Raw genomic sequence first — 12,812 nt, forward strand, 5'->3', positions numbered from 1 at the left:
ATTGATATGAAAGCCGAGAGTGTTGCCCGTCAGTTGCTTTGTGTTGTCCTGTCGTGCGTGATTGTGTTTCAGCCTGGCTTTGTCGCCATGGCCGGAGACCGTCCCCTCGTGGTCGACCCGGCCGCTCCGGCCGGGAAGAGGCCGACCATGGGCCAAGCAGGAAACGGCGTGCCTATCGAACAGATCGCCACGCCCGGTCGTGGCGGAGTCTCGCACAACATGTTTTCTGAATTCAATGTGAACAAGCCTGGCCTGATCATCAACAACAGCAAGTCGTTGGCGAAATCCCAGCTGGGCGGGTTCATCTCGGGCAATCCCAATCTCAAGGGCGGAACCGCGCGGTTGATCCTGAACGAGGTGACCGGCGCCAATCGCTCCTATCTGGAAGGCCCTACGGAGCTGCACGGGGCGAAAGCCGATTACATCCTGGCGAATCCCAACGGCATCACCGTTAACGGAGGCAGTTTCATCCATTTCCCGAAAGTGACCCTGACCACGGGGGCCCCCCGTCTCGGGGCGGGCGGCCTGACTGGCATCGACGTCCGATCCGGGGATATCCTGATCGAGGGAGACGGCCTTGACGCCAGTGATGTGGACGCCTTTACGCTGTTTACGCGCGCAACCCGGATCAACGCGGATATCCATGCCCAGGCTCTGAACATCATTGCGGGGCGGAATTCCTACAATTCCTTGGACGGTTCTGTCACGCCGCTTGCGTCCAACGGTTCGGACGTCCCTTCGGTGGCCATCGATTCCCGTGCGTTGGGTGGCATGTATGCGGGACGTATCCTACTCCAAGGCACGGAGACCGGCGTCGGCGTCAATCTTGAGGGCGTAGTCCAGTCGGTGGATTCCTTCGAGTTGACTGCGGACGGGCAGATCCGTCTGAAAAACGAGGTCAAGGCCGGGGGAGATATCAATATCGCATCAGGCGGCGGCAGTGTAGCCATCGGGAATACGGTGTACGCCGGGGGCTCTGCCGCCGTGAGCGCTGCGGACGCCCTGGACATACATTCAAAACCTTCCGGTGACGCCGTTATGGTCGCGTCCGCCGGGGATCTTTCGTTGTCGGCCACCACCGTGGGCATCAAGGACGGCGAGGTTACCGCCGGCCTACAGACTGACGGGAGCGTTTCCGGAGGCGTTCTGTCCATGATCGGAGACGACCGGCTGAGCGTCAAGGATTCCCATCTAGTCTCGGGCGGCAGTCTGTCCATCGCATCGCCCGACATCTCCATCAACGGCGGCTCTCTTGCCGCCTCCGACACCATTGCGATCCAGGGCACCGACTCCGGCGACGTCACTCTGACCGGTGCGGCTGAAGTGGCCTCGCTCAATGTCTTGGATATCAAGGCGGGTTTCCTGGGAGCGTCGGATGGTCTGCTGAAGGCCAATGATCTGTCGATTTCGCTGACTGGCGATCTGGACTTGGGCGGCGGCACGTTGAAGTCCACCGGGGTGTTGATGGTGGAGGCCGATTCGCTGACAGCCGGAGCAGGGGCGTCGGTTACCAGTTTCGCAAACATGGTCCTGACGTTGGACATTTTGCAAAACGATGGCGGATTGATCTATGCGGGCGACCTGCTGGACATGAACGTCCGGGAATTGAACAACACCGCCGAAGGCTACATCGTCGGCGTCAACGGCTTGGACATCGCGGGCCGTGCTCCCGGCACCCGTGCCGAGCGGATCCACAATGACCAGGCCGCCATCGAAAGCACTGCCGGTTCCGTCCATCTGGCCGCCGACAGCGTGGAAAACATTTCGGGAGCGGGGACCACCACCACCGAAGACGGAGGTTGGATATATTGGAACCTGGGATTCCGGACTGATCTCCCTGGGTTCAACGAAGACGGCTCGAGAAATGTCTTCAGTGAACCCCATGCCCGGTTGCGTCAAAACAAAGGCGGGGTCAATAACCATCTTCAATATATTTTGGAAGAATACGGGCTCGCCTGGCACCGGCCGCACGACGGGCGGTCCTTGCAGGAATGGATACACACCACCAAGGAGGTCATTGTTGAAGAAGGCGTGACCGCCGAGATCCTGTCCGCCGGGGACATGACCATCGACGCAGGCAGCGTACTCAACGACCGGGGCCACATATCGGCTGGCGGTGATTTGACCATCAACGCGGAGACTCTGGACAATCATGGAGTTGAACTCAGCAACCACCTTGATTTTTATCGCAATTACCACCAGGTCCGCGCCGGGGGAAAATACAGCTACGGGCAGGTGCAGCAGCATTTCAAGCTCTCGCAGGTCGTCGACTCCGATCCGGCCGTTGTCGCCGCGGCCGGTACCCTGACCATCAACGTGCCGGGCCATGTGGACAACGAAAGTTTCAAAGAGGGCGAGCAGTATACGGGTAAATTCGCGGGCGATGCGGCGTATTCGGACCTGGAGGTGACCGGCCCCATGACGGACCCCAATACGGGAGAGCCCGTCAACACGGTCTCGGTCTCGCTCCCGACCGGAGTGGGGTCGCTGTATGTGGTCAACGAGGACCCCGAGCCGACATACCTCATTGAGACCAACCCGGTCCTGGCCGATCCCGGGGTGTATTACGGCTCCCAGTACTTCTTCGATGAAGTTGGGGACGACGTCGTCAAGCTGGACAAGCAGATTATGGGCGACCCCTTCTTTGAAACCAACATGGTGCGCAAGCAGATCCTCGAAGCCACGGGCGAGCGGTACCTGAGCCCCACCTACACCAGTGACGCGGACCAGTTCCGCCAGCTCATGGACAACGCGGCCCAGGCCAAGAAGGACCTCGGGCTGGAGGTCGGCGTGGCCCTGACAGCCGACCAGTTGGCGGGCCTGACCGAGGACATCGTCTGGTACGAGACCCGTGAATTCATGGGCAAGGAAGCCCTCGTGCCGGTCGTGTATCTGAGTTCCGCAACCCAGGATAAGCTGGACCTCACGCGTGGGGCCATGCTCACCGGAAGCACGGTGAATATCCAGACGGCCGATCTGAAGAACAGCGGCGGCATCCGGGGCGGCAACGTGAGCATCGAAGCGGACAACGTCCGCAATGAGGGCGGCGACCTGATCGGTCAGACCCTCGACGTCACCGCGAGCAACGACATTGTCAACGAGAGCGGTTCGATCAAGGGCGGCGACATCACCCTCACGGCCGGGCATGACGTTGTCGTCGAGACCAAGACCGAACAGCGCAACGACCTCAAGGATTCCCGAGGGTATGTCAACCAGACGGCCGATGTGACCGCCAGCGGCGATCTGACCATCGTCTCGGGCCGCGATACTTCCGTTCGGGCGGGCAACCTGTCTGCCGATGGCACGTTGGATATCGACGCGGCCGGTGACGTAACCATCGGCACCAAGACCGTGAAGGAGCATATCGAAGCCAAATATTACAAGGCCGACCAGACCGGGCATATGGGCTCTCACGTGCAGGCTGGGGACCTGCACATCGCCTCGGGCGGGGATGTGACCATTGCGGGCAGTTCCCTTTCGGCGGCCAATGACGCTGCCGTCAATGCCGCTGGCGACGTCATGATCACGGGCGTGACCAACACCTTCCGCTCGGAGCACAAGCGCTCCAGCTCCGGAGGCATGTTCGGCGGCGGCAGCTCCGGCAGCCTGCGCACGGAAAAGGACAGGGTCACCCAATCTTCGATCACCGCGGGCGGCGACGTAGCCATCAACGCCGGTACGGACACGACGGATAACAATGTTGGCAACCTCGTTTTGCAGGGGAGCCGTGTCCAGGCCGGGGGCTCGGCCGATCTGGCTGCCGAGGGTGACATTGTTGCCGGGGCCATGGAGGATCGCACCTACGAACACAAATCCAGTTCCTCCTCGGGCATGTTCTCCTCCTCGAAATCCATGGAGACGACCGAGGAAAAGACAGTGGTCATGAGTTCCATTCAGGCGGGACAGGACGCTCGCCTGACCGGCGGCGGCAGCGTGGCCCTGCAGGCCACCAAGGTCAAGGCGGGTCGGGATGTGGAATTGACGGCCGAGACCGGCGGCATGAGCATCTCCAGTGGTCAGGAAACCAAATACCATCATGCGGAAGCGAGCAAGAGCGGGTTCCTGGGTACCGGTTCCATAAAGCTCGAGGAGCAGAATTCCGTCACCACCGTCCGTAGCGAGATCGAGGGCGGCGGCAAAGTCGCCCTCAAGGCGGAGGGGGACATCACCCTTCAGGCCGCTTCCATCAAATCCGGCGACGAGACCGAGATCACCAGCACCGACGGCCAGGTGGCCATGCTGGTGGCCAAGGACAGCGAATACGAGCACAAGGTCAAATCGGATTCCGGGTTTTTCCTGTGGTCTTCCAAAGACAAGGGAAAGATCGACGAAACTGTTCTGCACACGCTTATTGATGCGGGAGGGGGACTGACCGTCACCACTCCCGAGGGCGTGGTCGTGGAGCTCAAGGAATCCACGGGGGACGTGCGCCAGGATGCCGAGCTGCTGTCCAGCGTAGAAGGCCTGGAGTGGATGGGCGACCTCCTGGAACGAGACGACGTTGACTGGCAGGCCGTGCAGGAGGTGCATGACAAGTGGAGTAAGTCCGACAGCGGACTCGGCGTGGGCGGGATGCTCATTGTCGCGATCATTGCCTCGGCGGCAACGGCGGGAGCGGCCTCACATTTGGCGGCGATGCTGACGGGGCTCGAGGTGGGAGCCGAAGGCGCCATCATTACGGCGGGAGCGATATCAACTCAACTCGCCATGCAGGCGGCGCTTACAGCGGCCTTTACCTCCATCTCCAGCCAGGTGGCCGTGGCCCTCGCTGATGCGGCCGCCGGGGGCGACCTGGGCGACAACCTGAGTGGCATCATTTCCGTCGATGGGCTGCGGGCTTTGGTCGCTACCATGATCACGGCAGGGACGCTGAGCACCTATGGAAGCGATTTTGCCAAAATGGGCGCTCCGGGTGAGATCATGGCGAAAACCACCGTCAAGACGCTCACGAACACCATCGTGGGGGGTGAAGACTTGGAGGAATCCTTCCAGGCAGCTCTTGGCTCCACCTTTGCAAGTTATGCGAAAGGAGAAATAACCTCCAACCAGTTGAACGATACGGTCAATCTTATCCTCTCCGGCGCAACCGGCGCGGCGGGCTCGGCCATAGCCGGCGGCGACCCAGTGCAAGGGGCCTTGAGCGCCATCGTTGCGGAGCTTGCCGAGCAGATCAAGGCACCGGAGTTGAGTGAGGAGCGGAAGGCGAAGGATGGGCCTAAGGCGGTCTTAAGTAAGGTCGTATACGGTGACGACGGCGAAGAAAAACTTCCGGAAGGGTATGAAAAGATAACTGCGGAACAGTTCGTTGCCAAGGGCGTTGACCCCTCGATAATGGTTGATGAAAAATCCGGTTTTTACTCGGAACTATTTTATAACAAGGAAAATAAAGAGTATGTCGTCGTATATTGCGGCACGGATATGACTCAGGGGAACGATTTGGAATCCAATGTTGCGCAAGCGACGGGCAACGTTGGCGCACAGTACGCTATAGTAAAAGAACAAGTTACCGAGTTGAGGAAAATGGTCGATTTGGTTGGTGGGGAGACATTGACCGCAACAGGGCATTCTTTAGGTGGCGGCCTGGCTTTGGCGGCGGCAGCCACGGGAAAGATTGACAGCGCCGTTGCATTCAATCCGGCTGGGCTTCATCCCAAGACGGTTGAAGTCATGAAGGGAGAGAAAGAGTCCGTTGCCGACGCGACAACAAGGGTCAACAGGATAACAACGACCTATGTTAGTAGGGGCGATGTGTTGAACAACCTTCAGGATCTGCTGGATTTCGCCATGCCGACAGCCATGGGGGATCGCTATGTGGTCGAAGGTGCCGGAGCGCACGGCATTGGTGCCATTGTTGAAGCCTTTGGCCAGCAATAAGGAGTAACTATGGGCAAACTGAATTGTGCCCTCTTGGTGATACTGATGCTGTCTTCTTCGGCCTGCGCCTTTCGCAATCCCGAGGGGCTTCCTCTCTACGCCATGCACGTGAGGGAAATGTTTCCCGGTGACATGAAGGCCCAGGCGCTGGCTCTGGCCGCTGCCGATGGGGACGTCGAGCGTATGGACAGACTGGTGGCCCGTGGAGCGGATGTCAATGCGCGTGGCACATATGGGGTGACTCTTCCAACTTGGGTTATTCAGCATCCGAACAAGGAAGGATTCCGACGACTAATGGAGTTAGGATCTGATCCCAATATCCATTGGAATGATGGAGATACGTTACTTCATTGGATATGTCGCGTTACAGACGATGTCGGCGTTCAATATCTACAGATGGCATTGGAAATTGGGAGAGGCGACCCCAACGTTGAAAGGCCAAGCAATGGGAATAGGCCGATAGAGTATGCCGTCGCCTATTTGAAGAAGTATAGGCATGAAGCCTTTGCCTTGTTGTACAATGCCGGTGCGGAAATAGACTACAAAAATAAGTATGATGTGCCGTTGGTGGATCGTGCGGTCACTGCAGGAGCTTTTGAAATAGCTTTTTTCTTGCTGACTCAAGGCGTAGATTATTCTTCTACGAATAAAATGGGTGACGTCTTTTATTCTATAAAATCATCTTATATCAAAGACGCTGATGGAACCAAGCAATATCCTTCGAGTCTGTGGTTCTGGCGGTGTGTCGATTTTCTTGAAAAAAAAGGGATGAGTTTTGATTTTCTTCCGCAAGAAAAGCGGCCAGCTGTACTGGACACCACGCCGCCCGGCATCCTCAAGCTGCTTAACCGGCGATAGCGCTTTCCCATTTCAACCAAGGAACTTTCCAATGAAAGATGTTTATCTCGCGATGACCGTTGTCTTGTTCGTTGCTCTTTTTGCCGGCTCGGCCGCGTCGGCGCAGGACGTTGGTAACATGACGCAGGCCATCAAATTGTACCAAGGCGTTCTCTCCTTTCCTCCTGCCCCATGGGTAAAAGAGATCAAGGACATGGCCAACACCAAGACGTCGCAGAGCCAGCAAAAGAACCTGTTCTCGTTGGAGCAGATTCCCAAAGAGCAGGAATTCGACGGCTGGAAACAGCTGTACGGCGTGTATGGCTTTTATCTGCCAAAGTACGATATGAAGCGATTTATCCAGGAGTCGATCAACGCCTTGTCCATGGGCTGCAAGGTCAAGGCAAAGGTCACCCTGGCGGGCGCGGAAGACGGTGCTGCCATCCTGACCTACTTGTGTACGGATCTCGCCGAACCGCTGGTCAAAGATGGCTACAACACTGAAAGCGGCTTTCTCTACGTCAGCCAAGTGAAGCAGTCCTTCGCCAAGGTCTATCTGGCCTGGCGCTCCAAGCGTGAATACATGAAGACTGACAAATGGCCCATGAACAAGGAAAACGTGACCAAAGCCTATGAGGCCATGAAGACCATCCGTTATTTCCCGTCGGAACAGTAAATCCGAATCCTAGTGCATAAAAAGCAAAAAGCCCGGCTCAGCTCGGGCTTTTTGCTTTTGGGCTTGATTCCATCACCACTGCCGAGGGCGTGGTGGTCCAGTACAAGGAGACCGGCAACGTCCAGGAGGACATCGCCCAGCTGGCCCAGGCTCCAGGCTTGGAATGGATGGCCGAGATCGCCGATCGCGACGATGTAAACTGGCAGGCCGTGCAGGAAGTGCACGAGCACTGGAAGAAGACCGACAGCGGCATCGGCGGGCCGGGCATGCAGCTTGTGTCCCTGGCCATGGCTGTAGCGTTGTCGTTCACTCCGGGCGGGCAAGGCTTCGCCACGGGCGTGCTTCACATGGCAAGTGATTCAGCCATGACCGCCGCCGTGGCGGCCGGTTTTAACTCCCTGGTCATGCAGGCGGGCATGCAGGTCGTGGGCAACGGCGGCGACATCGGGGCCGCGCTCGAGGCCCTGGCCTCCATGGACACCGTGCGCGCCCTGGCCACGGCCATGCTCACCGCCGGACTGATGGAGGGGATATCGGACACGGATTTCATGAAGGAATTCGTCGGTGACGGTGCCGCCAAGGGCGCCACCGGCATGGATAAGTTCATTGCCGACCTCGCCCAGAAGCTGAAGCAGAACGCCATCCAGGCGGGCGTCAACACCGGCGTGGGCACCGCCATCAATGGCGGAAACCTGGGCGAGAACCTGCTGGCGAATATGCGGGCTGCGGCGGTGTCCACTCTGGGGGCTGAACTCGCCCATGAGATTGGAGAAGCCTACGATCACGGTAATGGGGATCTTGATTACGTCTCCCACAAAATAGCTCACGCAGCCCTGGGGGGAGCCATGGACCTCGCCATGGGTGGAGACGGCGTGTCGGGGGCCATCGGCGGTGTGACCGGGGAGATAACCGGAGAGATATTGGCTGATCAGGTTGAGGATGCAATGCTCAGTGGCTACATCTCTCCCGTCCAAGCCAAGCAGTGGATTGACGCGGGCGTGGATCTATCCAAGCTTTCTGCCGGATTGGCGGCGGCTGTTGCAGGGAAGGATTTTAGCGCTGCTGCTAATTCAGGTGGTAATGCCGCAAGAAATAACGCCGCTGCAGAGGCTGCAGGTATGGCGGCCTTTTTTGCAGCTAACCCTGAGCTGCTGGTAGTATCGGTCGTAGTCGTCGGTTGTACGTACGCCCTAACACCCGAAGAACAAAAACAACAACTCAAGAGGGCAATTGCTGAGGGGGTTGATGCGGTAAAAGAGACAATATCCGGTTGGATGGGGATGCTGTCCGATGAAGATCGGCAGCAGGTTGAGGAGATACCTGGCATAGAGGAAACCCTGGGCGTTGACACCTCCTTGGAAGGTTCGCCTAGCGATGTCGATGTTGACACCGGTCCAATCACGACTCCAGATAACGGGGAAGGTTCTGAGCCCGGCACGGTAACCGAAGATCAGAGTGGTCAGGTTGATGACAGTGGTGTTATTACTCAGGGTAGTAATCCTGGGTCGAAAGCCAAGGAGATAACTCACAACAATCCTCTGACAGCTAAGAAAGGGGATGTGATTGCCACGCCGGATAACCAAGGCGACTTGTTTAACCCGCTTGGTGGTGGCAGATGGCAGCATAAAGACTCTGGTGCAATATATGAAAAAAGTAATTCAACCCATACGGGCAAGACTGGAGAGTGGAAAGTGGGATTGAAGAAGGGGAAAACTCCATCTCGTAGCAATAAAATAACTGTTGATCTTGATGGTAAAGTACTGAAAATTGATAAATAGCGAGATAGAAGCGATGCGTCTTACAGAAATATTCAATGATGTGAAAAATCAATGGCCAAATGAAATATTAATTGGTGATTGTATCATGTGGAACAACAAAGATGGGTTATCGTGCGAGTGGCTCGATAGATTGTGGTGGAAGATAGACACGGATAGCATTGTCCATGGGGAATGGGGAAGATTGATGTGTTGGGGAATTTTTTGTGGAATTAAACAACATATTAAGAGCTTGCAACTCCCATATCCAAATATAATGCATATTGATGAATTGGACATAGGATATGCTGTTGAAAAAATCAATGAAAGTATTAATTGTATTGAATCCGTGTATTACAAAGAGCGCGGTGAACATATAAATGATTTGCAGACGTTGATCGACGAGCGGTGATTAAAGGGTAGCTAGCACAATTGTTAGATCGGTGGATTAGGGGGATAGGATTAGGGGGATACCTCCATAATTGTTGACGTTGAATAAGTGGCGTTGATATGAAGTGGCATACCAAGAATTGCACGGATAGTAGTTCCAGGAGCACCCCATCACATTATTCAGCGTGGGAACCGACGCCTTCCGACTTTTTTCAAGGATGATGATTACATTCATTATTTGGAGAGCATGCGCTTTTGGTGTGACAAGCATGAAGTCGAAATATGGGCATATTGCTTGATGACAAATCATGTCCATTTAATTGCCACGCCGAAAACCGAGCAGGGCCTGAGTTTGGCTATTGGCGAAGCGCATAAACGCTACACTTGCCGAATCAATAAACGTGAAAAATGGACGGGACATCTATGGCAAGGGAGGTTTTCTTCCTTTGCAATGGATGAAAAGTATCTTATCGCCGCCGCCCGATATGTAGAGCGAAACCCGGTTAGGGCGGGGATGGTCCCAAAAGCCGCAGACTATCGATGGAGCAGCGCCCGAGCGCATTTGACAGGTAAGGACGATGTGCTTGTGAAAACGGCTCCATTGCTGTCGTTGGTTGATGGTTGGGAGGGTTTTTTGAGGATACCAGTGATCGCGACCGTGACTTGTTAAGAGGGCACGGGCGTACAGGCCGTCCTCTGGGAGGCAATCCGTTCTTCGACAAATTGCAGTCGCTATTGGGGAAGGATGTAAGACCCAAAAAACCTGGCCCAAGAAAGAAAATTAGGGAGGTGTCCCCCTAATTACCCCCGATACTGGCGCAGGAGGGCGTAGACATACCCACCATTCAAGCCATCTTGCGGCACAAGAACCCTATGACCACTACACGGTGTCTACATCGGCTAGGCATCACCGAGAACGTCCTTGAAGATGTCTTTGGTGAATAATGAAAGGCCCTGGAATGTTGATGTTCCAGGGCCTTTGCTTTCATGATCAATAGAGTGGTGTTGAGAATCTCCACGTTCTACCCGATTTATCAACTCCTTCGACTGGTGAGATAAGTAAAGACTCCACGCTTAGCTCATCTGCACCACCAATAGCGTTCCGACTAAGTTTAACTATGGCGACCTGGTCTTGGTCAAACCAAATCAAGGCATAGGTCACGAAGTACTCGTAGGAATAGCTGTTTGTTGCCTCATTTAGCTCTTGGCCAGTATAGAAATCAATCTCACGCTTGAACTTCTCAGACCATCCGTAATTGACTGCATACTCTACGTTGCAAACAACAGTACAAGCGGCCTCCGCAGCAATTGACCCAATGCACAAGAACAAAGCAAGGAGCACAAATCCAATAGTTAACCTAAATTTCATGGGAAACCTTCTCTGAATGCCGTAACACGCCATCAACTACCGCCCCTAAAACCATACCCTCTATATCAAGTACCCCTATAAATGTAATCCTGCAAGGTAGTAGAAGGCCCCGGAACCACTGGATTCCTGGGCTTTTTCGCGTTCATCGACACGTAAATCGACACGCAAACAAAAAACGGGCTACATCTTACGATGTAACCCGTTGATTTGTCTTGGCGTCCCCAAGGGGGTTTGAACCCCTGTTGCCGGCGTGAGAGGGTATACTGAAAACCAAGGGAGGCCGCTTACCTACGTGATTTCAGCTACTTGAAAACGCCACCAACACCACGAAAAGCACGTTTGACACGCATGGAGCCACGGGCGAGCCACGGGGAAAAGCTATTCACAATCCTACGCTATCTGTCCCAATGTGGAAAAAATTTAATCTCAATTAAAGCCTGTGCAAACTACTGGGCTGAATTTATTCTATATTATTCGAGGGGGGTGAAGAGAGATAGGACGGCTTTTACCCTTAGATCACAGCGCCCTTAATCGAGAATCTTTCTATCGCCAGATATTATGAGTTCCGAAATTGGGGCATTGAATTAAGGGGTATATCCTGCCAGGGACCCCTTATGAATAGCACAAAGAATTATTTGAATATCTTCTGGGTCTATTGCAGGACGCCCTTCCCTTGCACAGGTATAAAATTCAGCTGGTATTTGGCTCTGTATGGTGCTTCGAGTAAAGCTTATGCCATGTCGTGATTTGCCGTTTACGAAAGGCGGTGTCTTTAACAGATTGGCAAGTGGCGTCTGGTCACTATCTGTAATGAGTATTCTCCCATATACTTCGCCCTCTGCAGTGGTCATACCGTCATTCGTTAGAAAGTCATAAAAATCCTGCGCGCGGTCAAGTTGACTTCCAATATTTGTCACAAACCAGACTTCGTAGTTCCCCATGTCAATTTTCATACAACCTCCTTTAGTCATTCTTTAAACTCGTAACCTTTTTATTGAAGGGTTGCCAGTGCGCGCTTTGCGCGGGTAGGCATAGTCGTACACGAGGGGCGATACCTCACCTACGAATGGTGTCGCCTCTTTTCTTCGCTTTTTGGCTAAGAATTCTAATACATAACAGTGCAATATCAAGTTGTATTAGATAAGAGGATTCACAGAGCTGCTGCGCCAGGGGGGGGGCAGCAGGCCGATTGAATATAAGCTATCATCTAATGGTGATTTTTTTGCATCAAAACCAAAACTGCACTTGACGAGTCGGCCCCGCTTGCTTATATCGAAACACATGATTCGAGAAAAAACAAACAACTTGGTGCACTCAAAATGCCAATCGGCCCCCTTGAAGCGCGTGGCGAAAATGTTCGCCGGGCATCCGTTTCGGGGCAGGATTGAACACGATCCGGAAGGCACGATATCCGTGGTCCAGCTTAAGAATGTGGACCCTGTCTTGGGCGTGAACGAGAAGCGGTTGCCCAAGGTCGTACCCACTGGGCGCCGCCGCCCGACCTTTCTGGAAGAAGGGGATATCCTTTTCGTAAACCGCGGGATGCGATTTTTCGGAGCGCTGGTCGACAAGCCGCTTGAAAAAGCCGTGGCCGCACCGCATTTTTTCATTATCAAGGCCAACCCCGCGTTGGTGCGCCCGGATTATCTGGCCTGGTTCCTGAACGGCAAGGAGGCCCAGCGATATTATGGGCAGTGCGCGGCCGGGACGGCCCTGCCGCACATCACCCGAAAGACGTTGGAAGCACTTCCGGTTCCGGTGCCGCCGCTCGAAAGGCAAGCACTGATAGCCAAGGTCTACCAATGTGCTTTGCGAGAAAAAATTCTGACGGAACGGGTCATGGAGCAGCGGGAACTGCTGTTGTCCGAGATACTGGATGCCGCATCACAAGAGAAAAATTAACGGAGAAAAT

9 protein-coding genes are annotated in these 12,812 nt (G+C 54.8%); 7 read left to right on the plus strand and 2 right to left on the minus strand.

From position 1 onward, the window contains the following. Window positions 1–6 precede the first annotated feature (6 nt). The 6 genes from J0909_RS12305 to J0909_RS12330 all read left to right on the plus strand — a co-directional run bounded on the left by J0909_RS12305 (window position 7) and on the right by J0909_RS12330 (window position 10,201). The gene (locus J0909_RS12305; RefSeq protein ID WP_207263251.1) at window positions 7–5,874 is read left to right on the plus strand and encodes a two-partner secretion domain-containing protein; all 5,868 of its coding nucleotides are present in this window, start codon (window positions 7–9) and stop codon (window positions 5,872–5,874) included. Window positions 5,875–5,883: 9 nt separating this feature from the next. Continuing rightward, window positions 5,884–6,732, plus strand: coding sequence for an ankyrin repeat domain-containing protein (locus J0909_RS12310; RefSeq protein WP_207263252.1), 849 nt, complete (start codon window positions 5,884–5,886; stop codon window positions 6,730–6,732). Window positions 6,733–6,763: 31 nt separating this feature from the next. Beyond that, a complete protein-coding gene (locus J0909_RS12315) occupies window positions 6,764–7,387 on the plus strand; it encodes a hypothetical protein (protein WP_207263253.1) in 624 nt (207 codons plus the stop codon). A 92-nt stretch (window positions 7,388–7,479) separates the two neighbouring features. Continuing rightward, window positions 7,480–9,165 (plus strand): DUF637 domain-containing protein, encoded by a 1,686-nt coding sequence (locus tag J0909_RS12320; RefSeq protein WP_207263254.1) that lies wholly within the window; start codon window positions 7,480–7,482, stop codon window positions 9,163–9,165. Between the two features lie 13 nt (window positions 9,166–9,178). Then, entirely contained in the window at window positions 9,179–9,553 is a 375-nt protein-coding gene (locus tag J0909_RS12325) for a hypothetical protein (RefSeq protein ID WP_207263255.1), read from the plus strand. Between the two features lie 156 nt (window positions 9,554–9,709). After that, entirely contained in the window at window positions 9,710–10,201 is a 492-nt protein-coding gene (locus J0909_RS12330; protein WP_353616774.1) for a transposase, read from the plus strand. A gap of 321 nt (window positions 10,202–10,522) precedes the next feature. Here the strand turns inward: J0909_RS12330 and J0909_RS12335 are convergent, their stop codons facing one another. Both J0909_RS12335 and J0909_RS12340 read right to left on the minus strand, forming a co-directional pair. After that, complete coding sequence (locus J0909_RS12335; protein ID WP_207263256.1) at window positions 10,523–10,900, minus strand: hypothetical protein; 378 nt, start codon at window positions 10,898–10,900, stop codon at window positions 10,523–10,525. 584 nt (window positions 10,901–11,484) lie between these two features. Then, on the minus strand, window positions 11,485–11,853 hold the full coding sequence (locus J0909_RS12340) for a hypothetical protein (RefSeq protein ID WP_207263258.1): 369 nt from the start codon (window positions 11,851–11,853) through the stop codon (window positions 11,485–11,487). A 328-nt stretch (window positions 11,854–12,181) separates the two neighbouring features. Here J0909_RS12340 and J0909_RS12345 point away from each other — a divergent pair, with 328 nt between their 5' ends. Beyond that, entirely contained in the window at window positions 12,182–12,802 is a 621-nt protein-coding gene (locus tag J0909_RS12345; RefSeq protein WP_207263259.1) for a restriction endonuclease subunit S, read from the plus strand. Window positions 12,803–12,812: the final 10 nt, after the last annotated feature.

The sequence above is a fragment of the Desulfovibrio sp. Huiquan2017 genome (genome assembly GCF_017351175.1).
In the GTDB taxonomy this organism is placed as follows: domain Bacteria; phylum Desulfobacterota; class Desulfovibrionia; order Desulfovibrionales; family Desulfovibrionaceae; genus Pseudodesulfovibrio.

Coding starts and splice junctions, on each gene's coding strand:
- J0909_RS12335 (WP_207263256.1), bottom strand. CDS start 10,900: ATGAAATTTAGGTTAACTATTGGATTTGTGCTCCTTGCTTTGTTCTTG.
- J0909_RS12305 (WP_207263251.1), top strand. CDS start 7: ATGAAAGCCGAGAGTGTTGCCCGTCAGTTGCTTTGTGTTGTCCTGTCG.
- J0909_RS12325 (WP_207263255.1), top strand. CDS start 9,179: ATGCGTCTTACAGAAATATTCAATGATGTGAAAAATCAATGGCCAAAT.
- J0909_RS12340 (WP_207263258.1), bottom strand. CDS start 11,853: ATGAAAATTGACATGGGGAACTACGAAGTCTGGTTTGTGACAAATATT.
- J0909_RS12345 (WP_207263259.1), top strand. CDS start 12,182: ATGATTCGAGAAAAAACAAACAACTTGGTGCACTCAAAATGCCAATCG.
- J0909_RS12315 (WP_207263253.1), top strand. CDS start 6,764: ATGAAAGATGTTTATCTCGCGATGACCGTTGTCTTGTTCGTTGCTCTT.
- J0909_RS12310 (WP_207263252.1), top strand. CDS start 5,884: ATGGGCAAACTGAATTGTGCCCTCTTGGTGATACTGATGCTGTCTTCT.